The sequence below is a fragment of the Streptomyces buecherae genome (assembly GCF_014295035.1).
Classification (GTDB): domain Bacteria; phylum Actinomycetota; class Actinomycetes; order Streptomycetales; family Streptomycetaceae; genus Streptomyces; species Streptomyces youssoufiensis.
In genome coordinates this window covers 1,047,692-1,069,877 of record NZ_CP060404.1, presented here as the reverse complement: position 1 = coordinate 1,069,877, position 22,186 = coordinate 1,047,692, and the positions used below count along the sequence as shown (strand labels likewise).

23 protein-coding genes are annotated in these 22,186 nt (G+C 74.2%); 14 read left to right on the top strand and 9 right to left on the bottom strand.

Annotated features, from left to right (window positions below; genetic code table 11):
• Positions 1-14: 14 nt before the first annotated feature.
• Positions 15-1,283, bottom strand: a complete 1,269-nt coding sequence (locus H7H31_RS03875; RefSeq protein WP_187061216.1) for an MFS transporter — start codon at positions 1,281-1,283, stop codon at positions 15-17.
• A 104-nt stretch (positions 1,284-1,387) separates the two neighbouring features.
• Between H7H31_RS03875 and H7H31_RS03870 the strand changes: the two genes are divergently transcribed.
• The 3 genes from H7H31_RS03870 to H7H31_RS03860 all read left to right on the top strand — a co-directional run bounded on the left by H7H31_RS03870 (position 1,388) and on the right by H7H31_RS03860 (position 3,991).
• On the top strand, positions 1,388-1,840 hold the full coding sequence (locus tag H7H31_RS03870; RefSeq protein WP_187061215.1) for a winged helix-turn-helix transcriptional regulator: 453 nt from the start codon (positions 1,388-1,390) through the stop codon (positions 1,838-1,840).
• Positions 1,841-2,118: 278 nt separating this feature from the next.
• Positions 2,119-2,814: a ribulose-phosphate 3-epimerase gene (rpe, locus tag H7H31_RS03865; protein WP_187062220.1), complete on the top strand. Its 696-nt coding sequence runs from the start codon at positions 2,119-2,121 to the stop codon at positions 2,812-2,814.
• A 127-nt stretch (positions 2,815-2,941) separates the two neighbouring features.
• Positions 2,942-3,991: a sugar-binding transcriptional regulator gene (locus H7H31_RS03860; protein WP_187062222.1), complete on the top strand. Its 1,050-nt coding sequence runs from the start codon at positions 2,942-2,944 to the stop codon at positions 3,989-3,991.
• 84 nt (positions 3,992-4,075) lie between these two features.
• Here H7H31_RS03860 and H7H31_RS03855 read toward each other — a convergent pair whose 3' ends face one another.
• Both H7H31_RS03855 and H7H31_RS03850 read right to left on the bottom strand, forming a co-directional pair.
• The gene (locus H7H31_RS03855; RefSeq protein WP_187062219.1) at positions 4,076-4,774 is read right to left on the bottom strand and encodes an MSMEG_1061 family FMN-dependent PPOX-type flavoprotein; all 699 of its coding nucleotides are present in this window, start codon (positions 4,772-4,774) and stop codon (positions 4,076-4,078) included.
• Positions 4,775-4,825: 51 nt separating this feature from the next.
• Positions 4,826-5,800, bottom strand: a complete 975-nt coding sequence (locus H7H31_RS03850) for a PDR/VanB family oxidoreductase (protein WP_187062218.1) — start codon at positions 5,798-5,800, stop codon at positions 4,826-4,828.
• 75 nt (positions 5,801-5,875) lie between these two features.
• Here H7H31_RS03850 and H7H31_RS03845 point away from each other — a divergent pair, with 75 nt between their 5' ends.
• Positions 5,876-6,523, top strand: a complete 648-nt coding sequence (locus H7H31_RS03845) for a TetR/AcrR family transcriptional regulator C-terminal domain-containing protein (protein WP_187062221.1) — start codon at positions 5,876-5,878, stop codon at positions 6,521-6,523.
• A gap of 265 nt (positions 6,524-6,788) precedes the next feature.
• A complete protein-coding gene (locus tag H7H31_RS03840) occupies positions 6,789-7,130 on the top strand; it encodes a hypothetical protein (protein ID WP_187062217.1) in 342 nt (113 codons plus the stop codon).
• A 23-nt stretch (positions 7,131-7,153) separates the two neighbouring features.
• On the opposite strand, the gene H7H31_RS03835 is transcribed toward H7H31_RS03840, so the two are convergent.
• Both H7H31_RS03835 and H7H31_RS03830 read right to left on the bottom strand, forming a co-directional pair.
• The gene (locus H7H31_RS03835; RefSeq protein ID WP_187062216.1) at positions 7,154-8,302 is read right to left on the bottom strand and encodes a baeRF2 domain-containing protein; all 1,149 of its coding nucleotides are present in this window, start codon (positions 8,300-8,302) and stop codon (positions 7,154-7,156) included.
• 192 nt (positions 8,303-8,494) lie between these two features.
• The gene (locus tag H7H31_RS03830; RefSeq protein ID WP_187062215.1) at positions 8,495-9,451 is read right to left on the bottom strand and encodes an LLM class F420-dependent oxidoreductase; all 957 of its coding nucleotides are present in this window, start codon (positions 9,449-9,451) and stop codon (positions 8,495-8,497) included.
• Positions 9,452-9,889: 438 nt separating this feature from the next.
• Between H7H31_RS03830 and H7H31_RS03825 the strand changes: the two genes are divergently transcribed.
• The 3 genes from H7H31_RS03825 to H7H31_RS03815 all read left to right on the top strand — a co-directional run bounded on the left by H7H31_RS03825 (position 9,890) and on the right by H7H31_RS03815 (position 12,699).
• Entirely contained in the window at positions 9,890-10,213 is a 324-nt protein-coding gene (locus H7H31_RS03825) for a plasmid stabilization protein (protein WP_176165034.1), read from the top strand.
• A gap of 86 nt (positions 10,214-10,299) precedes the next feature.
• Positions 10,300-10,971, top strand: a complete 672-nt coding sequence (locus H7H31_RS03820) for an HhH-GDP family DNA glycosylase (protein WP_187062214.1) — start codon at positions 10,300-10,302, stop codon at positions 10,969-10,971.
• 291 nt (positions 10,972-11,262) lie between these two features.
• Entirely contained in the window at positions 11,263-12,699 is a 1,437-nt protein-coding gene (locus tag H7H31_RS03815; RefSeq protein WP_187062213.1) for a GuaB1 family IMP dehydrogenase-related protein, read from the top strand.
• A gap of 189 nt (positions 12,700-12,888) precedes the next feature.
• Here the strand turns inward: H7H31_RS03815 and H7H31_RS03810 are convergent, their stop codons facing one another.
• The gene (locus tag H7H31_RS03810; protein ID WP_187062212.1) at positions 12,889-13,185 is read right to left on the bottom strand and encodes a DUF1330 domain-containing protein; all 297 of its coding nucleotides are present in this window, start codon (positions 13,183-13,185) and stop codon (positions 12,889-12,891) included.
• 201 nt (positions 13,186-13,386) lie between these two features.
• Here H7H31_RS03810 and H7H31_RS03805 point away from each other — a divergent pair, with 201 nt between their 5' ends.
• Together H7H31_RS03805 and H7H31_RS03800 are read left to right on the top strand one after the other, a co-directional pair.
• A complete protein-coding gene (locus tag H7H31_RS03805) occupies positions 13,387-14,109 on the top strand; it encodes a TetR/AcrR family transcriptional regulator (RefSeq protein WP_187062211.1) in 723 nt (240 codons plus the stop codon).
• Positions 14,110-14,242: 133 nt separating this feature from the next.
• Positions 14,243-14,944 carry a class I SAM-dependent methyltransferase gene (locus H7H31_RS03800; RefSeq protein WP_187062210.1) on the top strand — a complete coding sequence of 234 codons (702 nt, stop codon included), beginning with the start codon at positions 14,243-14,245 and terminating at the stop codon, positions 14,942-14,944.
• Positions 14,945-14,992: 48 nt separating this feature from the next.
• Here the strand turns inward: H7H31_RS03800 and H7H31_RS03795 are convergent, their stop codons facing one another.
• A complete protein-coding gene (locus H7H31_RS03795) occupies positions 14,993-15,235 on the bottom strand; it encodes a hypothetical protein (protein ID WP_187062209.1) in 243 nt (80 codons plus the stop codon).
• A gap of 357 nt (positions 15,236-15,592) precedes the next feature.
• On the opposite strand from H7H31_RS03795, the gene H7H31_RS03790 reads away from it, so the two are divergent.
• Both H7H31_RS03790 and H7H31_RS03785 read left to right on the top strand, forming a co-directional pair.
• The gene (locus H7H31_RS03790; protein ID WP_187117776.1) at positions 15,593-16,165 is read left to right on the top strand and encodes a hypothetical protein; all 573 of its coding nucleotides are present in this window, start codon (positions 15,593-15,595) and stop codon (positions 16,163-16,165) included.
• A gap of 372 nt (positions 16,166-16,537) precedes the next feature.
• Positions 16,538-17,008 (top strand): Lrp/AsnC family transcriptional regulator, encoded by a 471-nt coding sequence (locus H7H31_RS03785; protein WP_187059791.1) that lies wholly within the window; start codon positions 16,538-16,540, stop codon positions 17,006-17,008.
• A 464-nt stretch (positions 17,009-17,472) separates the two neighbouring features.
• On the opposite strand, the gene H7H31_RS03780 is transcribed toward H7H31_RS03785, so the two are convergent.
• On the bottom strand, positions 17,473-17,787 hold the full coding sequence (locus tag H7H31_RS03780; protein ID WP_187059790.1) for a hypothetical protein: 315 nt from the start codon (positions 17,785-17,787) through the stop codon (positions 17,473-17,475).
• A 392-nt stretch (positions 17,788-18,179) separates the two neighbouring features.
• On the opposite strand from H7H31_RS03780, the gene H7H31_RS03775 reads away from it, so the two are divergent.
• Positions 18,180-18,986: a carbon-nitrogen hydrolase family protein gene (locus tag H7H31_RS03775; protein WP_187059789.1), complete on the top strand. Its 807-nt coding sequence runs from the start codon at positions 18,180-18,182 to the stop codon at positions 18,984-18,986.
• Between the two features lie 213 nt (positions 18,987-19,199).
• Positions 19,200-20,915, top strand: coding sequence for a flavin monoamine oxidase family protein (locus H7H31_RS03770; RefSeq protein ID WP_187063935.1), 1,716 nt, complete (start codon positions 19,200-19,202; stop codon positions 20,913-20,915).
• Positions 20,916-20,963: 48 nt separating this feature from the next.
• Here H7H31_RS03770 and H7H31_RS03765 read toward each other — a convergent pair whose 3' ends face one another.
• Positions 20,964-21,689 carry a DUF5995 family protein gene (locus H7H31_RS03765; RefSeq protein ID WP_222625407.1) on the bottom strand — a complete coding sequence of 242 codons (726 nt, stop codon included), beginning with the start codon at positions 21,687-21,689 and terminating at the stop codon, positions 20,964-20,966.
• Positions 21,690-22,186 lie beyond the last annotated feature (497 nt).

The following is a 22,186-nucleotide window of genomic DNA, read 5'->3' as shown; positions in this document are numbered from 1 at the left end:
CCGGCCTCGCGCCGTCAGGCGTCGCCTTCCTCGGTGGCCCGGCTCCGGGCGTCCTCTCGTGTGAGTGCCCACAGCGCGAGCGCGAGGCAACTGACCGTGGCGCCGAAGGCGCAGACGGCGCCCCAGCCGGCCGCCGCGTACAGGGTGGTCGCGGCGATGGCGCCGGTGGCGCTGCCGATCGAGTAGAAGACCATGTACCCGCCGATCAGGCGGCTGCCCGCGGCCGGGTGCCGGGCGTGGATCAGGGTCTGGTTGGTGACGTGGACGGCCTGCACGGCGAGGTCGAGCAGGACGACGCCCACGGCCAGCGCCCACAGCGAGTCGCGGGTGTGGGCCAGCGGTAGCCAGGAGACGGCGAGCAGCGCGAGGGCGGCGCCGGTGGTCCACCGCGCGAGTCCGCGGTCGTTCAGCCGGCCCGCCACCGTCGCGGCCAGCGCGCCCACCACTCCGACCAGCCCCCAGGCCCCGATCGCGGTGTGCGACAGGGAGTGCGGCGCCTCGCTCAGCGGCAGCGCGACGCCGCTCCACAGCGTGCTGAACGCGGTGAAGATCAGCAGGCCGAGCGCGGCCCGCAGGCGCAGCAGGCGCTCCCGCGCGAAGAGGGTGACCGTGGAGCGCAGGAGCCGCCCGTAGCCCAGGGCCGCCGGCGGGGCGCCGGTGTGGCGCGGCAGCACGCGGTGCAGGACCAGCGCGAGCAGCGCGGTGAGCACCGCCGACGCGAGGTAGACGGAGCGCCAGCCCGCGAGGTCGGCCATGGCGCCGGAGGCGGTGCGGGCGAGCAGGATGCCGCTGACCACGCCGCTGGTCACCAGGCCGACGACGCGTCCGCGCTGGGCGGGCGGGGCCAGCGAGGCCGCGAAGGCCACCAGCGTCTGGGTGACGACGGCGAGCAGCCCCATGGCGACCATGCCCGCGAGCAGGACCGCCGCCGTGGGGGCCACGGCGATCGTCGCCAACGCCGCGACCAGGAGCAGCAGTTGGACCACGACGAGCCGCCGGCGGTCGGCCACGTCGCCCAGCGGTACGAGGAAGAAGAGGCCCAGCCCGTATCCGACGTGCGTGAGCGTGACGACGCCGCCGACCAGCGCCGGGCTCATGGCGAGGTCCTGGCCGACGGTCACCAGGAGCGGTTGGGCGAAGTACACGTTGGCCACCGCGGTCCCGCAGGCGACGGCGAAGAGCAGCAGGACCCCACGGGACAGGACGTACCCGGGCGCCTCCTCGGCCCGGGGCGTGGCCCGGGCCGAGGTCGGGGGCGGTGCGGGCGCGCGGTCGGTGGCCATTCGGTACCCCTCCACATGTGGTTTCAACTTGCTACCAGTCGGCACGCTAGCCTTGCCGGTAGCATGTTGCAACCAGAGTGGAAGCGCGGGGAGTGGAGGACGGCATGGTGACGAGGACCCGGTTCGACGACAGCGACTGCCCCGTCGCGCGGTCGGTGGACGCCATCGGCGACTGGTGGTCCCTGCTGATCGTGCGCGACGCCTTCGACGGGAGCCGCCGCTTCGGGGAGTTCCAGCGCGGTCTGGGCGTGGCGAAGAACATCCTCACCGCGCGGCTACGGGCGCTGGTCGCCGGCGGCGTCCTCGCGTCCGTCCCGGCGTCGGACGGTAGCGCCTACCGCGAGTACGTGCTGACCCCGAAGGGCGAGGCCCTGTTCCCCGTCATCGTGGCGCTGCGGCAGTGGGGCGAGGCGCACTTCTTCGCCCCCGGCGAGGAGCACTCGCGACTGGTCGACCGCCGCGACGGGCACCGCCTGCGCGCGCTGGAGGTCCAGTCGTTGGACGGGCGCCCGCTGCGCCCCGACGACACCACCGTCCACAAGGTCACCACCCGGTAGGGCACCCGGCCGGCGGCCCGGGCCGGCCCGCGAGTTGGCCCGGTGCGGCCGACAACGAGCCGCGCGCGACCCCCGGTTCGCGGCCCGCGCGCTGGTCGCCCGCGCCGCGTCCCCCCGGCCCGACCACCCGGCCCCCCCGACCATCCGGCCGCGACCCGCGCCAGCGGGCGGGCGCACGCGCGTGACCTGGCCGCCCGGCCGCCCGGAGAGGCCCGGGCGGTGGCGTCGCGGTGATCCCGGCGCTGCCCGTGGGCGCCCGGCGTGGCAGGCTTGGCGGCATGGCCGTTCAGATCAGTCCCAGCATCCTTTCCTCCGACTTCTCCCGACTGGCGGAGGAGGCCGCAGCCGTGTCGGGCCCCGACGGCGCCGACTGGTTGCACGTTGATGTCATGGACAACCACTTCGTGCCGAACCTGACGCTCGGTGTGCCGGTCGTCGAGTCGCTCGGCAAGGCGTCGGGCGTTCCGCTCGACTGCCACCTGATGATCGAGGACCCGGACCGCTGGGCCCCGCAGTACGTGGAGGCCGGCGCGTCCTCGGTGACCTTCCACGTCGAGGCGGCGCGCGCGCCGGTGCGGCTGGCGCGCGAGATCCGGGCCAAGGGGGCGCGCGCCTCCATGGCGCTCAAGCCGGCGACGCCCATCGAGCCGTACGAGGATCTGCTGCCCGAACTCGACATGTTGCTGGTCATGACGGTCGAACCCGGCTTCGGCGGGCAGGCGTTCCTCGACATCATGCTGCCGAAGATCCGCCGCACCCGGGAGTTGATCGGGCGGCACGGCCTCCAGATGTGGCTGCAAGTGGACGGAGGGGTTTCGTCTTCGACCATTGAACGCTGTGCTGAGGCCGGAGCCGACGTGTTCGTCGCCGGTTCCGCCGTCTACGGCGCCGACGACCCGGCCGGCGCCGTACGCCGACTGCGGGCCCAGGCGCAGGAGGCGACCGCCACCGCCGCGTGGGCGTGCGGACACTGAGCCACGGCTTGGTGAACGCCAAGGTAAAGGGCGAACCAAGGACCGCCGTTTCTGACAGGATGACGGTTGAGTCCAGAACGTGAACAGTGAGGAGAACGCGGTGTCGACGGGCCGTTCAGCCACGCGGATGGGACCCGCCGAGCTGGTGCAGGCGGCGGCTATGGCGCGCCGCTTCTACCTGGAGGGCAAGTCCAAGATTCAAATCGCCGAGGAGTTCGGCGTCAGCCGCTTCAAGGTGGCCCGGGTGCTGGAGACCGCGCTCGACCGCGATCTGGTGCGCATCGAGATCCGGGTGCCCGCCGAGCTCGACGCCGAGCGCTCGGACGCCCTGCGCGCCCGTTACGGGCTGCGCCACGCGGTGGTGGTCGAGTCCGCGCCGGCCCTGACGGACGGCCTGGACGACGCGGCGGGCCCGGCGACGACCGCCCCCACCGACCCGGAGAACCTCGGCGAGGTGGCCGCTGACCTGCTCGGCGAGCTGGTCGACGAGGGCGACGTGCTGGGTCTGGCCTGGGGCCGGTCCACCATCAACATGGCCGCCGCCCTGCACCGTCTCCCGCCGTGCACCGTCGTCCAGCTCACCGGCGTGTACGACGCGGGCACGGCCGAGCGCGGCTCGGTCGAGGCGGTGCGCCGGGCGGCGGCCGTCTCCGGTGGCGAGGCCCACCCCATCTACGCGCCGATGCTGCTGCCCGACTCGGCGACCGCCGCCGCGCTGCGCCGCCAGCCCGGCATCGCCCGCGCCTTCGAGTACTTCGACAAGGTCACCGTGGCGGCCGTGTCCATCGGCTCCTGGGCGCCGGGCATCTCCACCGTCTACGACATGCTCAGCGACGAGGAGCGGGCGCAGTACGCCTCGCTCGGCGCCGCCGCGGAGATGTCGGCCCACCTCTTCGACACCGAGGGCCGCCGCATCGGCCGCGACCTCGGGGAGCGCTGCATCACGGTGGAGGCCGACCGGCTGCGCCGCATCCCGGAGGTGGTGGCCATCGCGGGCGGGCTGCGCAAGGCCGAGGCGATCGGCGCGGTGCTCCGCTCCGGCCTGGTGACCAGCCTCGTCACGGACACGGCCGTCGCGGACTACCTCCTGCTTGAGACCGGCCCGGGCCCGCGCCCGGCCCTCGACCGGGCCGACCCGGACGGCGTGAGCCAGCCCGGTCCCGGCGGCGCGAGCTAGCCCGTACGTCGCGGCGGGACCCGACGCCCCGGACCGGCAGGGTCCGGGGCGTCGGGTGTGTGGGCGCGGGGAGCGGCGGGCCTTTTAGTAGAGGTCGTTCTCGTAGTGGTGTTCCAGCGTGGCGTCCAGGGAGCCGACCTGGTCGCCGAGGGTGCGGGCCATCTTGCCGGCGTTCTCCGCGACGGTCAGGGCGGAGAAGCTGCTGCCGAGGGTCAGGGCCTCGGCGAGGCCGCGGGCGTCGCCGTCCCACAGCCTGGCCCGGATCACGGCCTTCCCGCACTGCCCGAACACCTCGCGGACCCGCACGATGGTCGCGAGCACCGCGGGCTTGCCCTCGGCGCCGAGCCGGTCGAGCAGTTCGGGGTCGTCGGTGATGAACGCGTCCCCGTTCACCCGTAGCACCTCGCGCACCCCCGGCACGAAGAACGCGAGCCCCAGGGCCGGGTTGCGGGACACGTTCTCGAAGGTGTCGGCGAGCCGGTTGCCGGGGCGCTCGGGCAGGGCCAGCGTCCACGGGTCGAGCACCCGCACCGCACCCGGCGGGTCGCCCTTGGGGCTGGTGTCCAACTGGCCCAGCTCGTCGGCGGAGGCCACCACGCAGAAGGTGCTGTGCGCGATGAAGCGGGTGGCGAACTCCCCGAGGTAGGGCTCCTTCTTCTCCGCGATGAAGGGCAGCGGGTGGCCCAGCACCTCGCGCACCCGGGCCAGGTCGATCGGCCGGTAGGCGTCGGCCGCCGTCCGGGCCGGTGCGGCCCCGCGCGGCGGGTCGATGGTCTCGGTCATGGTCGTCCTCCTCGCGGCGCGCACCGCGCCGCCCCGTCAGCCGTCGAGCGGTCACACATCGAGCACCAGCCGTCTCCCGCGCGCCCGGGAGACGCAGGGGTACATGCGGTCGCCGGCCGCGCGCTCGTCCGCCGTGAGGATGTCGTCCAGGTGCTCGGGTTCGCCGTCGAGCACCCGGGTCTCACACGTACCGCAGACGCCCTCCCGGCAGGAGCCGACCACCGGCACACCGGCCGCTTCGAGCGCGCGCAGAACGGAGCGGTCGCCGGGCACGGTCACCGTCGCCTTCGACCGCGCGCACACCACCTCGACCTCGGCCCGTGACCCGGCCGGCCTGGGCCGCGCCGCGAACCGCTCCATGCGCACGGCGCCCGGTTCCCAGTGCGCGCTCCCCTCCTCGACCGCGGTCAGCAGGGACTCGGGACCGCAGGCGTACAGGGCGGTGCCGGGGCGGGGCCGGGCGAGCCAGTCGTCGAGCGGCATGCGGCCCGCCTCGTCCTTCGGGTAGCGCCACACGTGTGCGCGGTGGGGCGCGAGTTCGTCGAGGAAGGCCATCGAGGCCGCCGTGCGACCGCCGTACGCCAGGCGCCACGGCACGCCCCGGCGCACGGCCTCCCGCACCATCGGCAGGATCGGCGTGATGCCGATGCCGCCCGCGATGAACAGGTACGCCGGCTCCGGGCGGAAGCCGAAGTTGTCCCGTGGGCCGCGCACCCGCACCGGCTGTCCCGGGCGTAGGAAGGCGTGCACGTACTCCGAACCGCCCCGGCTGCCGCGCTCGCGCAGCACTCCGACGCGGTAGCGGGAGCGGTCCGCCACCGAGCCGCACAGCGAGTACTGGCGGGCGATCCCGGTGGGCAGGACCAGCTCGATGTGGGCGCCGGGGCGCCACGGCGGCAGGTCGCCCCCGTCCGCCGCGGCCAGCTCGACGGAGACCACGCCCACGGCCTCCCACCGCAGTTGCCGTACCACCATCGCCAGCTCGTCCGCCTGTGTGCGCGGGCGAGCCGGGGCCACCTGTCGCATGGGCCACCCCCAAAAAAACGTTAACGTTGTTATCACCAGTGAATTCAAGGTAGTGATAACGTTGTTAACGTGTCAATGAGAACTCAGGGGGACCGCAGCCGGGCCAGGACGCCGCTGCGGGCCGAGACGGTGGCGCGGACGGCGCTGGCGCTGGTCGACTCCGGCGGGCTGGAATCGCTGACGATGCGTCGGCTCGCCGCGAGTCTTGAGGTGCAACTACCCACGCTCTACCGGCTGTTCGACAACAAGCAGGCACTGCTCGACGAGACGGCCGAGACGCTGCTGGCCGGTGTCCTCGCGCGCGCCGACCTCACCGGCGACACCTGGGAGGAGCGCGCCGCGGCCCTCGCCCGCGCGCTGCGCGAGACGCTCCTCGCGCAACGGGACGGCGCGCGTATCGTCGGCGGCACCTACACGGCCCAGCAGGCCACGCTCACCCTCGCCGACACCATGCTGGCGATCCTGGGGGAGGCGGAACTGCCCCCGGAGAAGGCGCTGTGGGCCGCCACCACCCTCTTCAGCTACGTGCTCGGCGAGGTGCTCGAGCAGCAGGGGGCGACCGGCGGCGAGACCGAACTGCTCGCGGCCTCGGTACGGGGCGGGCGCTACCCGCGGCTGGCCGCCACCCCGTGGGAGCGGTTCGTCGACTTCGACGCGCGCTTCGACTTCGGAATCCGCGTCCTGACGGCCGGGCTGCGCGCCGAGTGCGCCCGGCGCCCGTGACCCCGGCCGTAGGCGCCCCGCACCGCGCGGCGTCACCCGCGCCCGCCCCGCCGACGCCCCGGCCCGTCCGCAGTATGAGATGCCCCTCCGGGATGTGGTCGGTTTCTGCCAGCATGCCCGCCATGCAGCAGCGGATCATTAGCCGCGGCGTGCCGGCACCGAGCCCGGGGAAGTGACCTCCCCGTACTCACCGCCCGCACGCAGACCTCTCGCGCCTCGCGAGGGGTCTTCTCTGTTTCCGGACCCAGAGACAGGACCACCACGCATGGAACACATCCGGCTCACCGTCACGCTCCGCCCCGGCCGTGGCACCCTCGCCCGGCTCGCCGCCATCCTCAACCACCACCAGGTGTCGGACTTCGCGTACACGGCGGCCCCGGCGGACGCGAGCGCGTCCGCCGGGGCCTCGGCGAGCGGGGCCACCGCCGCGCCGGCGAGGGTGACCACCGCCGTGATCCGCGTGCCGCGCGCCCACGCGCCGCGCGCGCAGCAGAAGCTGCGCAGACTCGTCGACGTGCTCGACGTGGCCCTCGACCCCGCGCCGTCCGACGCCACCGCGGCGACGCCGGACGGTCGCACGCCGGGTGCGGGGGCGCCGCCTCGCTGACGCGCGGACGGGTGGCCCCGCCGCTAGTGGGGGTTGGCCGGCCAGCGCAGGAGTGCGCCGAGGCCGCCCACCGGGGCGGCGGTCGGGTCGCTGACGACGACGGCCTCGGCCCCGCTGGCCACGGCCGCGCGCACCAGCGCGTCGTCCGCCCGGGCCGGTGCGGGGCGCGCCGCGCCCAGGTACTGCAACTCGGTGCTGCGGACGGCCAGTTGGTCACCCTCCGGCCCGATCCACACCTCGCGGCCGGTGTCCTGGCCGTCCGGGGTGACCAACAGCGTGTCGATCTGGTGCTCGCGGGCCGCCTCCACCAGCGCGGGCACTCCCGAGATGGCGTTGCCGCCGCCGTCGTCGTGCGTCGCGGCGTGGTAGCGGTCCAGTACCTCCCGCACGTGCTCGGTCTCGTGCGCGGCCCGTACCTGGGCGATGTCGCGTTCGAGCCGTGCGCTGCCGGAGCCGGTCGACCGGGCGCCGTGCTCGCTCTCCGCGGTCACCGCCCGCAGCGGTCCGGGCAGCCGGTCGCGCACCGCCTTGCGCTCACGGGCGTCGCCGACCAGCAGCATCACCTCGGCGCCGCAGCGCTGCCACATCTCGTGGGCGGCGTTGGCGATCTCGGCCGCGTTCTGCTCCCATGTGTTCTCCACGGCCGTCTGGAAGTGCCGCTCCGACCAGTCGGCCGACGCGGTCTTGTGTATCGGCCAGTCGGCCCCGCTGACCTGCCCCGTCTCTCGCCGTCCGGCGTCGTCGCGGACCTCGAAGTCGGCCCCGGTGCGGTCCACGTACGCCACCAGGCACGGCGTCGGGTCGCCGATGGACCGCAGCAGGGGCGTGACCCTCGGCAGCGCGGACCAGGTGGTCATCGGGGTCGCCGGCGGGCCCGGGAGCGGCACGTCGAGCACGACCTCGCCGTCCGTGGCGAAGACGGCGCGTCCGGCGCGCTTGCCGGACGTCGGGGGGCGGCCGATCGGCCCGGCGTCCGGGCCGTTGAACAGGGCCTTGTAGACCGCGTCGCGGGCCGCGGGGCTCGCGCCGAGCTCGGCGAGCTGCTGGGTCGCGGCGCGGGCCGTCAGCTCCTGGTGCTTGGCCGCGTCCTCCGTGGTGTGCGAGGTGTCGACGTAGACCGAGGCCCAGGGGCCGGAGTGGGGGAGGACCGGACGGAGATCCGAAAGGCGCATGTTGCCTCCTTGCGTTCGCGATGTCGGGCGGCTCCCGACCCGAGTGCCCCGTCGTGATCAGACGGAACACGGTCACGCGGAATGGATCGGCCCGCCGCCGGAGCGGTGGCCACCGGCCGCCGCGTGCCCGGGTCGGCACCGTGCGTCCCGGTCGGCCGGAGCGCGGGCCCGGTGGTGCCGGGCGGTCGCGGCTCAGCCCGGGAGCCGGGGCAGGACCTTGGTGCGGTAGAAGTCGAAGAAACCGCGCTGGTCCGGGCCGATCTGGCTGACGTACACGGCGTCGAAGCCGGCGTCCACGTACGCGCGGATCGCCGACACGTGCACCTCGGGGTCGTCCCCGCACGGCACGTTCGCCGCGACCCGCTCGCGCGGCACCAGCGTCGTCGCCTGCTCGAAGTGGCTCGGCGTGGGCAGCACCTGCGGCAGCTCGCCCGGCAACTGCTCGCTCGACCACAGGCGGTGCGCCGTGTCCACGGCCTCTTCCCGGTCCGGGCCCCAGCACACCTTGAGCCCGCCCTGCACCGGCTTGGTGCCGCCGCCCGCGCGGCGGAAGCGCTCGACGGACTCGGCGTCGGGGGCCATGGTGACGTAACCGTCGCCGATCCGCCCGGCCAGCTCGGTCGCCGCCGGGCCGAAGCCGGAGACGTCGATGGGCACGGGCGTCTCGGGCACGGTGTAGAGCCGGGCGTTCTCCACCGTGTAGTACGTGCCGTGGTGGTTGACCTCCTCGCCAGTGAAGAGCCGCCGCATCACCTGTACGGCCTCCTCCAGCATGGCCAGCCGGATGGCCGCCGGGGGCCAGCGGTCGCCGAGCACGTGCTCGTTGAGCGCCTCCCCGCTGCCGACGCCGAGCCGGAACCGCCCGCCGAGCTGCACGGCGCTGGTGGCCGCGGCCTGCGCCGTGACGGCCGGGTGCAGGCGTACGGTCGGGCAGGTGACGGCCGTCGCGACCGGCAGCGACGTGGCCTCGGACAGCGCCCCGATCACCGACCACACGAAGGGGCTCTGGCCCTGCTCGTCGTTCCAGGGATGGAAGTGATCGGAGAGCCACAGGGCCGAGAACCCCGCCTGCTCGGCCATCCGCGCCTGCTCGACCAGCGCGCGCGGCCCGTGCTCCTCGCACGCGAGGAAACAGCCGTACGTCGTCATCCGGCCTCCTTGAGCTGTGTGTCGCCCTCGCTAGTCCTCGTTCGCGCTGGCCGGGTAGCCGCTGGTGGCCCGCGGAAACCTGCGGACGGGCGGACGGGTTGGTGCGGGGCGAGCGTCGCGCGGGGGCCGGCGCGGGCGGCGGCCGACCGTGGCGGTGGGCGCCGGCCGGGGCGCCGGCCGGGGCGCGGGTACCCGATTCGCCGGAGCGATCTCGGGTACCGGGATGAGGACCGCGCCGCGACACCGGCCCCGGCCCGGACCCCGGCCGGGTGGGCGTAGCCGGCGCGCCCCGGCGGCGCACCGGCCCCGAGGCGCGGCTGGCCGTGGGCCGTGGCCGTGTCGCGACGCCGGTAGAAATGTCCCAGAGTGAGGTTCCCAGAGTGAGGTGGTGTGCGGGCTTGGCGCCCGCGCCCACGACGACCGAGGAGGAAGCACCCCATGCCCCGAGGTTCGAGCGACAAGCGTGAGCGGCAGTACGAGAAGATCAAGGAGAGCCAGGAGGAGCGCGGTACGAGCACGAAGCGGGCGAAGGAGATCGCGGCCCGGACCGTGAACAAGGAACGCGCGCGCACCGGCGAGGCCAAGACGGCGAGCCGCACGTCCACCCAGGACATGTCGTCCAGCCGTCGCGGCGGCAAGCGCTCGCACAGCGGCGCGGCCGGCCCCACCCGCGACCAGCTCTACGAGGAGGCCAAGCGCAAGGGCGTCGAGGGCCGGTCGTCGATGAACAAGGACCAGTTGGCCAAGGCCGTCGGCCGCTAGCACCCGCCCGCGGGCCGGGCCGGCGCTTCGGAAGCGGACGCGCGCGGGCGCGGGGCCCGCGGCCCCGGGTGGCGGGAGGTTGAGCCATGACGAAGACGCGCGAGAAGAAGCCGGGGGAGCGGGCCACCGTGCGCGCCCTGCTCGACACCCACGGCCGGACCTACGCGGCGGAGGCGGGCATCCGGCTGCGCGACACGCCGCAGCCGCTCTACCAACTCCTGGTGCTGGCCGACCTGTTGAGCGCCCGTATCCGGGCCTCGGTGGCGGTCTCCACGGCCCGGGCCCTGGCCGACGCGGGGTTGCGCGACCCGCGCCGGATGGCCGACGCGAGCTGGCAGGAGCGCGTGGACGCGCTCGGGGAGGGTGGCTATCGCCGCTACGACGAGCGCACGGCGACCCAGCTCGGCGACGGCGCCGAACTGCTGCGCGACCGTTACGGCAGCGACCTGCGCCGGATGCGCCGGGAGGCGGACGGCGACGTGGAGAAGGTGCGCGCGCTGCTCCAGGAGGTGCCGGGCCTCGGCCCGACCGGTGCCGACATCTTCCTGCGTGAGGTGCAGCGGGTCTGGCCCGAGTTCGCCCCCTACCTGGACGCGAAGGCGCTGCGGGGCGCCGAACGCCTCGGCCTGCCGGACCGCCCGGAACGTCTCGCCCGCCTGGTCCCCACCGAGGACACGGCGGCGCTGGCCGCGGGCCTGGTGCGGGCCGCGCTCGACGCCTCGGTCGTGGACGACGTGCGGGAGCGGGCGACGGCGTAGCGGCGCGGTGCGGTGGTGGTGCCGGGATGGCTGCGACTGCCGGCCGGCGGGTCGGCCGGGCCGTCGCGTGCGGCCCGGGCGGGACGCGGCTCACGCCTTGTGCGAAGCTACGAAGGTACGCCCGGGTGCCTCGGTGGAAGGTACACAGATACGAACGCGGGTTCGCCACTTGCGCGCCGTATCGGCGATGATGGCGTAGGAGCCGCAGCCCGGACCGAGGCGCCGAAGGCGCTGGGCCCGACGCTGACTCCCCACCCGCCCTTCCGTAAAACCGCAGGTGAGAGAGTTAGCATGCGATTCCTGAACGACGTGCGACCGTCCCATGACCTGACGTACGACGATGTGTTCATGGTGCCGAACCGCTCCGCGGTCGGTTCCCGGCAGAGCGTGGACCTCAGCTCGCCGGATGGAACCGGAACCACCATTCCGCTGGTCGTCGCGAACATGACCGCCATCGCCGGCCGGCGGATGGCGGAGACCGTGGCCCGCCGTGGCGGCCTCGTCGTCATCCCGCAGGACATCCCGATCGACGTCGTCACCGAGGTCATCGGCTGGGTCAAGACGCGGCACGTCGTGCTCGACACGCCCATCGTGCTTTCCCCGAGCCAGACCGTCGCCGACGCGCTGGCCCTGCTGCCCAAGCGGGCGCACGGCGCCGGCGTCGTCGTCGAGGGCGGTCGCCCCGTCGGCATCGTGACCGAGGCCGACCTGACCGGCGTGGACCGCTTCACGCAGTTGTCCGAGGTCATGTCCAAGGAGCTGATGGTGCTGGACGCGGAGATCGACCCGCGCCTCGCCTTCAACCAGCTCGACGCCGCGCACCGCAAGCTCGCTCCCGCCGTGGACCGGGACGGCAAGCTCGCGGGCATCCTCACCCGCAAGGCCGCCCTGCGCGCGACCCTGTACACGCCCGCCACCGACGCCTCCGGCGGCCTGCGCATCGCCGCCGCCGTCGGCGTCAACGGCGATGTGGCCGGGCGCGCCAAGTCCCTGCTCGACGCCGGCGTGGACACGCTGGTCGTGGACACGGCGCACGGCCACCAGGAGTCGATGATCAACGCGCTGCACGCGGTGCGCGGGCTCGACCCGCGGGTGCCGATCGTCGCGGGCAACGTCGTCGCAGCCGAGGGCGTGCGCGACCTGGTCGCCGCGGGCGCCGACATCGTCAAGGTCGGGGTCGGCCCCGGCGCCATGTGCACCACCCGCATGATGACCGGCGTCGGCCGGCCGCAGTTCTCCGCCGTCCTCGAATGCGCCGCCGAGGCCCGCAGGCTCGGCAAGCACGTGTGGGCGGACGGCGGCGTCCGGCACCCGCGCGACGTGGCGATGGCGCTCGCGGCCGGCGCGTCCAACGTGATGATCGGCTCGTGGTTCGCCGGTACGTACGAGTCCCCCGGCGACCTCCAGCAGAGCGCCGACGGGCGGCTGTACAAGGAGAGCTTCGGCATGGCCTCGGCCCGCGCCGTGCGCAACCGCACCAGCGAGGAGTCGGCCTACGACCGGGCCCGCAAGGCCCTGTTCGAGGAGGGCATCTCGACCTCGCGGATGTTCCTCGACCCGGCCCGCCCCGGCGTCGAGGACCTGATCGACACGATCATCGCGGGCGTGCGCAGCGCCTGCACCTACGCCGGCGCCGACTCGCTGGAGGAGTTCCACCAGCGGGCCGTGGTGGGCGTGCAGAGCGCCGCCGGATACGCGGAGGGCAAGCCGCTGCACGCGAGCTGGTAGCGGGCGCGCGCCCGCGGCGCCCCCGCGTGGCGGCGTTCCCGTAGCCAGTACCCGGACAGTCCGCGAACCGGCCCGCCCGGTGTGGTCCCGACCGATGTCGGTCACGATCACACCGGGCGGGCCGACGCGTGTGGCGGCGGGCGCCGGGGCGGGGTCGGGGCCCCACGGCCCGAGGGCGGGCTGCCCTCGTCAGGCCGCCGTGCCCTCCGCGAACAGCATGCGCACGTCGATGGCGCCCGCCCGGATCGCCGCGGCCCGCGCGTACTCGGGCGAGGTGTGCCACTCCCGGAGGCGGGCCATGTCGGGGAACTCCAGCGTGGTCACCACCCGGCCCGCCGGCCAACCGCCCTCGGCGGCCTCGGGGACGGTGCCCTGGATCAGGTAGCGCCCCCCGTACCGGGCGATCGACTCCTCGGCCAACACGCGGTAGCGGTCGGCGGCTTCGTGGTCGTACACCTCGGCGTCGACGAGCACGTAGGCAGGCATGGCGGACTCCGTTCCCAGTGGTATGCCGGCCGCGCGCGTGGCGGCGACCCGGCGAAGAGGAGCGATGCGTGATGCGGCGAGGAAAGATGTCGCGGTGAAGAAAAATGACACGCCGTATACTTCTGTAACGCCGGCGATTTGGCAATGCGGGATCATGAAGAGGGCCCGCGACCGGAGGGCCGGGCGACGAGGGGTGGCGCGATGGTCGAGGCGACGCGGCGAGAGCCGAGCCGACGGGAGCGGCTGCGGGCCGAGGCGACCGAACAGATCATGGAGATCGCCTTGCGGCAGATGGCCGTCGACGGCCCAGGGGCGCTCTCCCTGCGGGGCATCGCCCGCGAGATGGGCATGACACCGCGCGCCATCTACAGCTACTTCCCCACCCGGGACGACCTGGTCACGGAGCTGATCCGGACCTTCGGCCACGGGCTCGCCGACGCGTTGGAGCGGGCCCGGGACGAGGCGCCCGCGTCCGACCCGGAGCGGCGGCTGCTCGCCTGGGGCGAGGCCCTGCGCGCGTGGGCCCTGGCCCACCCGCAGGGCTTCCAACTCGTCTACGGCGACCCGCTCCCCGGCTACCAGCCCCCGCCGGGGGAGGGGCCGGTTGACGAGGCGGCGCTGCGGATCTGCGGCGGGCTCAACCGCCTGGTGGCTGCCTGCGCCAGCCGGCCGGCGCCCACGGAGCCCGACGACGACTGGTCCGACTTCCCGCCCGCCTACCGGGCCCGGGTGCGCGCCGAGGCCCCGGACCTCACGCCCGCCGTGGCCGCTCGCGCCCTGCGGATCTGGGCGCGGTTGCACGGCCTGGTCACCCTGGAGATCCACGGCCACCTGCGCCCCGTGTACGACGACCCGGCCGCGCTCTACCGCGCGGAGATGCTGGACCTCGTGCGCGACCTGGGACGCGCCGCCCCCGACGCCTGACCGCGCCGGCCCCTCCTCGCGCCCACGACGCACGACCGCGCTTCCCGCACGACCGCGCTTCCCGCACTACCGCACGCGGGAAGCGCCCGCCGACGTCTGTCGCCGAGGACGGGGCGCGTGCTGTGATGGCGGGATGGACGCCACGAGACGCGAGGGACACGAGGGGACGGGCCCGGGGGCCATCACGCCGGACGGCTGCGCCGTGGAGATGTACGCCCGCCTGCCGGCGGGTGACGAGCCGGAGATCGTGGCGGCCCACGTACCGGCCGGGGCGCGGCTGCTCGAACTCGGCTCCGGCGCGGGACGGTTGACCAGGCCGCTGGTGGAGCGGGGCTTCGAGGTGGTCGCCGTGGACGAGTCGCCGGAGATGCTGGCGCACGTCAGGGGCGCGCGCACGGTGTGCTCGCCCATCGAGCGCCTCGACCTGGGCGAGCGCTTCGACGCCGTGCTCCTCGCCTCGTTCCTGGTGAACACGGCGGACGGGGCGCTGGGCGCGGCCCTGTTGGGCGCCTGCGCCCGGCACGTGGCGCCCGACGGCTGCGTACTGCTCCAGCGCGAGAACGACCGCTGGCACGACGCGGCCACGGTGCCCCGCACCTGGGAACGCGACGGGCTGCGCATCCGCATGGCCTCGGTGGAACACCGCGGCGCCGACCGGGTCGCGGTGCGCATGGAGTACGCGTACGAGGGGGCCGAGTGGAGCCACTCCTTCGTCTCCCGCGTCCTCCCGGACGCCGCGTTCGAGGCCGAACTCGCCGCCGCTGGTCTGGCGTTGGACGCCTACCTGACGGATGACCACAGTTGGGCACGCGCCGTGCCGGCGCCGCGCGGCTGAGGTTACAGCGCTTCGGTTGTCGAAACCCGCAGGGCCCTTGCTCGCGGGTCAGCGAGCGGTCAACCGCCCTCTGACGAAGGGGTACGCGAGGACGTACGCGGCGGCGACACAGCCGGCGGCGACGACGGCCCACGTCAGCGCCTGCGGCCAGGGCTGGCCGAAGCAGCGGCACACGCTGGCTGAGCCGCACAGTGCGATGAGTGTCATCACGACGGCCGACAAGGCGTACGCGGCGCGTGACTTCACCTTGGCCGGGTGGAAGTTCACCAGCAACTCGACGAGCACCAACATGCGCTGTCCCCCCACCGCTGGCCTCTGCGGCTGTCTTTGGCTGTCTCCGGCGGTCTCCCGCTGTGGCCGCGGCGCCTGGCGCGCGGGCCCCGCGAGCCCAGCTTGCCGCACGGTGGTGGAGGGACGCAGGGCCTCCGGATGTGCTGGTTGCGGGTGAGCGGGTTGCTTCGCGGGCACGGTGGGGCCGCCGAACCGCCCGTGGTGTGCTGGACTGTTGAGCACCGGACGGCCACCGACACGAACGGCGGTCTGAGCCCGGTGCCCCGCCCGGCACGCGAACCTGCGGCGTACGACGCGACGCGTGCCCGCGCGGCGTGGGTACCGAGCCCCAGGTCACCAGCACAAGGGAGAGAACGCATGATCATGCCCCGGTACGTTGCCTGGGTCGCCGCGGGTGCGGCGGCGCTGACGCTGAGCGGGTGCGGCAGCGACGGCGAGCGGGACGGGGGCGGGGGACGCGGGGAACGACGGGTGGCCGTCGCTCGGCCGAACTCCACCGGGTGGCTCGTGGCGTCGCGGTCCGGCGCTCTCGCCGCCGACAGTTCCCGGCCGTCGAAACCCGCCCCCGCCAGCCCGGCCGAGTTCTTAGCGACCCACAGGACCCGCTACGACGCGGTGGACGCTTCCGCGTGCGGCGACGCGGCCTGGGACGCCGTGGCCTGTGGGAAGGCGCTCACCGCCGCCCGAAAGGTGGCCGACGCGGCGTACGCGCACATCGAGGGCGAGCTTCCCGCTGGTCAGTTCGTCGACGAGAAGCGGAGCGCGCAGGAGGTCACGGCGGTCGTGGCCAGGGCACACGCCCTCGGCTGCTTCCGGATGGGCGCCGACCGCCGGGAGGCGCCGGTGGCCCAGCGCGACCTGTGTCCCACGCTCGCCAACCTGACGTGGCTGCACTGGCGCTCCTTCCGCAACACCATGACCGTGACCTGAGCCCGCCCCAGGCCGCCATCGAGCGACCGCGCCGGGTGAGCGAGAAGGGGGAGAGGGGCAGGAGTGCGGGGGGTGACAGCGGGGGAGACACCGGCCGAGCCGGTCTCGGGATCGGTGCCGGGATCTGCATCGAGGGCGGGCCGTGACGATCGGACGGGCGGACGATCGGACGGGCGGGCGGCAGCCCGATACCCGAGTCGGCGAGGCGAGCCGGCGAGGCGGGGGCGACATCGGGGGGCCGGGGCAGGGCCGGGATCGAGCCCAGGCTGGGGCCCAGGGAAGATCAACAGCCGCATCGCGCGTTTCGTGTGACGATGGGCCTTGATCCACCGTTCCGCCCACCGGCCGCCCGCGGCCGGGCGCCGCAGAGAAATGAACCCACCCGCAGTGCGACTGAACCCGCTCGACGAACGCATCGTGCACGCCCTCGCCGAGGACGCCCGCCGCTCGTACGCCGACATCGGCGCAGAAGTCGGCCTGTCCGCCCCCGCCGTCAAGCGGCGAGTGGACCGGCTGCGCGCCGAGGGCGCGATCACCGGTTTCACGGTGCGCGTGGACCCCGTGGCGCTCGGCTGGCAGACCGAGGGCTTCGTCGAGTTGTACTGCCGCCGCAACACCTCGCCCACGGACATCCACCGCGGCCTCTCGCGCTACCCGGAGGTCGTGTCCGCCTCCACCATCACGGGCGAGGCGGACGCCATCGTGCAGGTCTTCGCCTCCGACATGCGCCACTTCGAGGGCGTGTTGGAACGCATCGCGGGCGAGCCGTTCGTCGAGCGCACCAAGTCGGTCCTGGTCCTCTCTCCGCTGCTGCGGCGCTTCAGCTCCGGCGCCCCCACATAGCCACGGCAGGACCGGTCGGCCTCCGGCGCCCCGCGCCGAGGCGGGCCGAGCGAGCCGTGCCGTGGCCGGGCCAGGGCGTGGTGGTGCGGTCGGTGGGGCCGACGGGCGGGGGGAGCGGGCGGTACGGCGACCACCGCGAGGCGCGATCCGTGCGCGCGGTGGTGGCCGCCGTGTGGACGACGTCGCCGATGAGTGTCGCCTCCGGAGGGTGGCGAGCGGTGGGCGACGGGGCCAAGCGGCAGCCGTGCTCCGGGCGGCTGCCCACCTCCGGTGCTTGCCCCGGTCCGCGGCGCTGGCGCGGGAGCGGCCGGCCATCGTGCGGACCTGTCGTCCGGTCTCCCGGCACGGAGTACGACGGACCCGGGCCGGGGGTTTCGGGAGGTGCGTGGTGTGCCGCGGCGTGGCCGCCGCGCGGTGGCGTCCGCGAACGGCCGATAGACCGGGACGGGAGCAGGGGAGCGCCGTCAGCCTGCCGCGTTCGGCGGGGCTATCGGAGAGGTATCGGTCGCGCCGACCGGCCGGGGGCTGATCGTGCCCTGGTCCCCGTCCGGCAGCTCGTACGCGGCGAACGGGAACCACGGGTCGGCGCCGTTGGAGCCGCCCGGCTCGACGGGCCCCGCGCGCTCCGGGGCGGTCGTGGCGTCGGCCGACGGGCCGCTCCCGGGGGAGGCCGCCGCGGCGCCGGCCGCGCCGGCGGCCAGCAGCACGGCGACGCCGAGCGCGGCGAGGCGGACCCGGGTGGGCGTGGCGGCGGACATCCGGGGCGAGAAACGGTTCATGGCGACCCTTCCGGGGCGGTGGCCGCACGGGCAGCGCGACTGGTCGTGTTGACGGTCACCAGCCTGCCGCCGGGCCCGGGTCGCGCACATCGCTCCACGGGCTGATCATCCGTACGTGCGCGGTCGTCCCCCCGTACCCGGGGATACGACCCCAGAGGTAGCGGCGCAGCCCCCGCCGTCCCCCCACGGGCTGACGCCTCCGCTCCCACCTGCGTGAACGCGGTGCGCAACGAAACGCCGCACAAAGGCTTGAACACGCAACGAATCTCTCCTGGGCGCGCAATGGAGCCGTCTTGTCCGGTCTCGGGGGCAGACCGTACCGTCTACATGGCCGCCCGCAAGCCGCACCGTCCGCCGTGGCCCTGTGCCCGCATCACCGCCCGAGGGGTTCCATGACCACGCCGCGCACCGCCCTGTTGCAGACGTCGGGACGACCCGGCGAGGTCGAGCACAACCTGGGCCTCCTCGACGACGCAGTCGCCCGCGCCGCGTCCGCCGGCGCCCGACTGCTCACCGCTCCGGAGCTGTTCCTGACCGGGTACGCGATCGGGAAGCGCATGCCCGACCTCGCCGAGCCGGCGGACGGCCCGTCCGCCCAGGCCGTCGCGCGCACGGCCGCCCGGCACGGCGTCGCCATCTGCTACGGCTACCCCGAGCGCGATGGCGAGCTGATCTACAACTCGGCCCAGTTGATCGACCCGAACGGCGAGCGCCTGCTCAACTACCGCAAGGCGCACCTGTACGGCGCGTTCGAGGAGCGCTGGTTCACGCCCGGGAACCCGCCCGTGGCCCAGGTCGAACTCCCCGCGCTGGACGGGCTCCGGGTCGGCGTCATGATCTGCTACGACGTGGAGTTCCCGGAGTACGTCCGCGCGCACGCGCTGGCCGGCACCGACCTGCTGCTGGTTCCGACCGCGCAGATGCACCCGTTCCAGTTCGTCGCCGAATCCCTCGTCCCGGTCCGCGCGTTCGAGAACCAGCTCTACATCGCGTACGTCAACCGCTGCGGGCGCGAGGGCGGGTTGGACTTCGTCGGTCGAAGCTGCCTGGCCGGGCCCGACGGGATCGCCAGGGCCCGCGCCGGTCAGGGCACGGAGCTGGTGATGGCCGACGTCGACGCGGCGTTCCTGGCCGCGTCGCGCGAGGCCAACCCGTATCTGCGCGACCGTCGCCCCGCGCTGTACACCGCCCTGAGCTGACCCGTTCCGTACGGGGCGGCCAGGCCCACCCCGTACGCGCGCTCCCTCGCCCCGCCCCACCGTCGCCCGCCGTCGGTCCGCCACGGCCCGGCTCCGCCCTGCCGTCCCGCGCCCACCGCCACCCCTCACCGTCACCTTCACCGCCCGCACGGCCCGCCGCCCGTGCCCGCCCGAGCGCGCGCCGCCGCGCCCGCACGCAAGGAGCCCGCCCCCATGACGTCCACGGTGCCCACCGCCGCCCACGACGAGCAGCCGACGCGGCCCGTCCAGCCGCCGCTCACGATGTTCGGGCCCGACTTCCCGTACGCGTACGACGACTACCTGGACCACCCGGCCGGCCTCGGGCAGGTGCCCGCGACCGAGCACGGCACCGAGGTCGCGGTCATCGGCGGCGGCCTGTCCGGCATCGTCGCCGCCTACGAGCTGATGAAGATGGGGCTGCGCCCGGTCGTCTACGAGGCCGACCGGATCGGCGGCCGGCTGCGCACCGACCGCTTCGAGGGCTGCACCACCGACGACGGCCAGCCGCTGACCGCCGAGATGGGCGCCATGCGCTTCCCGCCGTGCTCCACCGCCCTCCAGCACTACATCGACCTGGTGGGCCTGGAGACCCGGCCGTTCCCCAACCCGCTGGCCCCCGACACCCCCTCCACCGTCGTGGACCTCAAGGGCCAGTCGCACTACGCGCGCACCCTGGAGGACCTGCCCGAGGTCTACCACCAGGTGATGGACGCGTGGAACGCCTGCCTGGAGGAGGGCGCGGACTTCTCCGCCATGCAGCGGGCGCTGCGCGAACGGGACATCCCCACCATCCGCGCGATCTGGTCCCAGCTCGTGGAGAAGCTGGACAACCAGACGTTCTACGGCTTCCTCTGCGACTCCCCGGCCTTCGCGTCCTTCCGGCACCGGGAGATCTTCGGCCAGGTCGGGTTCGGCACCGGCGGCTGGGACACCGACTTCCCCAACTCCATCCTGGAGATCCTGCGCGTCGTCTACACCGGCGCCGACGACGACCACCGCGGCATCGTCGGTGGCAGCCAGCAACTGCCCGAGCGGCTGTGGGAGCGCGCACCGCAGAAGATCACGTACTGGGCGCAGGGCACCTCGCTCAGCTCGCTGCACGAGGGCGCGCCGCGCCCCGCGGTCACCCGGCTGCACCGCACGGCGGGCAACCGGATCACGGTCACGGACGCGTCCGGCGACATCCGCACCTACCGTTCGGCGATCTTCACGGCGCAGAGCTGGATGCTGCTGTCCAAGATCGATTGTGACGACGCGCTCTTCCCGATCGACCACTGGACGGCGGTGGAGCGCACCCACTACATGGAGTCCAGCAAGCTGTTCGTCCCCGTGGACCGGCCGTTCTGGCTGGACACCGACGAGGAGACCGGGCGGGACGTGATGAGCATGACGCTCACCGACCGCATGACCCGCGGCACCTACCTCCTCGACAACGGCCCGGACCAGCCCGCCGTGATCTGCCTCTCCTACACCTGGTGCGACGACAGCCTCAAGTGGCTGCCGCTGTCCGCGAACGAGCGGATGGAGGTCATGCTCAAGTCGCTGCGCGAGATCTACCCCAAGGTGGACATCCGCCAGCACATCATCGGCAACCCGGTGACCGTCTCCTGGGAGAACGAGCCGTACTTCATGGGCGCCTTCAAGGCCAACCTGCCGGGCCACTACCGCTACCAGCGGCGCCTGTTCACCCACTTCATGCAGGACCGGCTGCCCGCCGACAAGCGGGGCATCTTCCTGGCCGGTGACGACATCTCGTGGACGGCCGGCTGGGCCGAGGGCGCGGTGCAGACGGCGCTGAACGCGGTGTGGGGCGTGATGCACCACCTCGGCGGCGCGACCGACCCCACCAACCCCGGCCCGGGGGACGTCTACGACGCGATCGCGCCGGTGGCACTGCCCGAGGACTGAGCCAGCCCCGCCCGGTCACCCGTGGGCCGGGCGAGGGCGCGGCCTCGGTCAGTCGCACGGCCTGAGCGGCGTCAGCAGCACCCGTCCCACCAGACCGACGCCGGCGTCGACCCGCTCCGCGAACTCCCGGGCGAGGTCCGGTTGTTCGCGCAGCCCCCACAGTGCCCGGAAGGCGCCCCACGCCGCGTCGCGGGCCCGGTCCAGGCTCCACGCCCCGACCAGGTGGGTGAGCGGATCGGCGATGTCGAGCAGGTCGGGCCCGGGCATCAGCTCCTCCCGTACCCGCTCCTCCAGGCCGGTCAGCACGTCGCCCACCCGGTCGAAGTCGGCCTCCAGCGCGGCCGGTTCGCAGCCGAGCGAGACGCAGGTGTCGCGGAGCGCGAGGGCCAGGTCGTTGCCGATGTGCGCGTTGATCCCGGCCAGGGCGAACTGCACCGGCTGAACCGCCGGATGCCGCCGCAGGTCGAACAGTGGGCGCCAGGCCGGGGACGGGCGCCCGCCGTGGGCCGCCGCGTCCACCGCGGCCAGATAGCGCGCCGCGAACCGGGCCGTCAGCTCCTCGGCCGCCGGCCCGTGGTGGAAGTGACCCGCCGAGAGCCGGTCCTCGACCTCCTGGGTCACCGAGAGGTACACGCCGTTGAACACGGCGACCCCGTCCCGCCCGGGCAGCGCGCGCTCCAACGCGGTCATCCGGTGCAGCGCCTGCTCCACGGTGGGAGGAGCGGCGCGCCGAGGGGCGGGGCGAGTGGTGTATCGCTGTTCGGCCTGCGTCATGCGGCCAGCGTCCCAGCCCGAACGCCCGCCGGGGAGCCCTCGGTTGTTCCTTCCTCATAACGGATGAACCGGACTCGGCCCCCGTGGCTGGAGGGTTGCCACAGGCGCGGAGCCTGGCCGAGGGAGCAGGCCGAGGGGGGTTGGTTACGGCTCGTGTCGGGTCGGCCACGGCTTCGGCGGGGATCGATGGCGGGCGCGTACGGGCGCGAGTCGGGCAGCCGGCACCCTGATCGCGGGCAGTGGCTTCCGTGATACGGAAGCGCGGGGGCGGCGGGACGGCGGAGGGTGGCGGCGTGATCCGGGTGCGCCGTCGCGGCTCCGGGGCGCGGCCCCACGGCCGGTCGTCCGGGTGCGGGCCGGTCGCGGCGGGCGGAGAAGGCTCGGTCGGCGCGCGGCGCGCAACTGCTCCCGTACGTCGGCGAACTGACGCCTTCGCAGGTCAGCAGGGTGGCCACGCGGGACGTGGGCCGGTGCCGGCAGGGTCGCCTCCCGGTCGT

Coding starts and splice junctions, on each gene's coding strand:
- H7H31_RS03805 (WP_187062211.1), top strand. CDS start 13,387: ATGGTCGAGGCGACGCGGCGAGAGCCGAGCCGACGGGAGCGGCTGCGG.
- H7H31_RS03870 (WP_187061215.1), top strand. CDS start 1,388: ATGGTGACGAGGACCCGGTTCGACGACAGCGACTGCCCCGTCGCGCGG.
- H7H31_RS03775 (WP_187059789.1), top strand. CDS start 18,180: ATGACCACGCCGCGCACCGCCCTGTTGCAGACGTCGGGACGACCCGGC.
- H7H31_RS03770 (WP_187063935.1), top strand. CDS start 19,200: ATGACGTCCACGGTGCCCACCGCCGCCCACGACGAGCAGCCGACGCGG.
- H7H31_RS03875 (WP_187061216.1), bottom strand. CDS start 1,283: ATGGCCACCGACCGCGCGCCCGCACCGCCCCCGACCTCGGCCCGGGCC.
- H7H31_RS03860 (WP_187062222.1), top strand. CDS start 2,942: ATGGGACCCGCCGAGCTGGTGCAGGCGGCGGCTATGGCGCGCCGCTTC.
- H7H31_RS03845 (WP_187062221.1), top strand. CDS start 5,876: ATGAGAACTCAGGGGGACCGCAGCCGGGCCAGGACGCCGCTGCGGGCC.
- H7H31_RS03850 (WP_187062218.1), bottom strand. CDS start 5,800: ATGCGACAGGTGGCCCCGGCTCGCCCGCGCACACAGGCGGACGAGCTG.
- H7H31_RS03810 (WP_187062212.1), bottom strand. CDS start 13,185: ATGCCTGCCTACGTGCTCGTCGACGCCGAGGTGTACGACCACGAAGCC.
- H7H31_RS03765 (WP_222625407.1), bottom strand. CDS start 21,689: ATGACGCAGGCCGAACAGCGATACACCACTCGCCCCGCCCCTCGGCGC.
- H7H31_RS03780 (WP_187059790.1), bottom strand. CDS start 17,787: ATGAACCGTTTCTCGCCCCGGATGTCCGCCGCCACGCCCACCCGGGTC.
- H7H31_RS03825 (WP_176165034.1), top strand. CDS start 9,890: ATGCCCCGAGGTTCGAGCGACAAGCGTGAGCGGCAGTACGAGAAGATC.
- H7H31_RS03815 (WP_187062213.1), top strand. CDS start 11,263: ATGCGATTCCTGAACGACGTGCGACCGTCCCATGACCTGACGTACGAC.
- H7H31_RS03800 (WP_187062210.1), top strand. CDS start 14,243: ATGGACGCCACGAGACGCGAGGGACACGAGGGGACGGGCCCGGGGGCC.
- H7H31_RS03835 (WP_187062216.1), bottom strand. CDS start 8,302: ATGCGCCTTTCGGATCTCCGTCCGGTCCTCCCCCACTCCGGCCCCTGG.
- H7H31_RS03840 (WP_187062217.1), top strand. CDS start 6,789: ATGGAACACATCCGGCTCACCGTCACGCTCCGCCCCGGCCGTGGCACC.
- rpe (WP_187062220.1), top strand. CDS start 2,119: ATGGCCGTTCAGATCAGTCCCAGCATCCTTTCCTCCGACTTCTCCCGA.
- H7H31_RS03790 (WP_187117776.1), top strand. CDS start 15,593: ATGATCATGCCCCGGTACGTTGCCTGGGTCGCCGCGGGTGCGGCGGCG.
- H7H31_RS03795 (WP_187062209.1), bottom strand. CDS start 15,235: ATGTTGGTGCTCGTCGAGTTGCTGGTGAACTTCCACCCGGCCAAGGTG.
- H7H31_RS03855 (WP_187062219.1), bottom strand. CDS start 4,774: ATGACCGAGACCATCGACCCGCCGCGCGGGGCCGCACCGGCCCGGACG.
- H7H31_RS03785 (WP_187059791.1), top strand. CDS start 16,538: ATGAACCCACCCGCAGTGCGACTGAACCCGCTCGACGAACGCATCGTG.
- H7H31_RS03820 (WP_187062214.1), top strand. CDS start 10,300: ATGACGAAGACGCGCGAGAAGAAGCCGGGGGAGCGGGCCACCGTGCGC.
- H7H31_RS03830 (WP_187062215.1), bottom strand. CDS start 9,451: ATGACGACGTACGGCTGTTTCCTCGCGTGCGAGGAGCACGGGCCGCGC.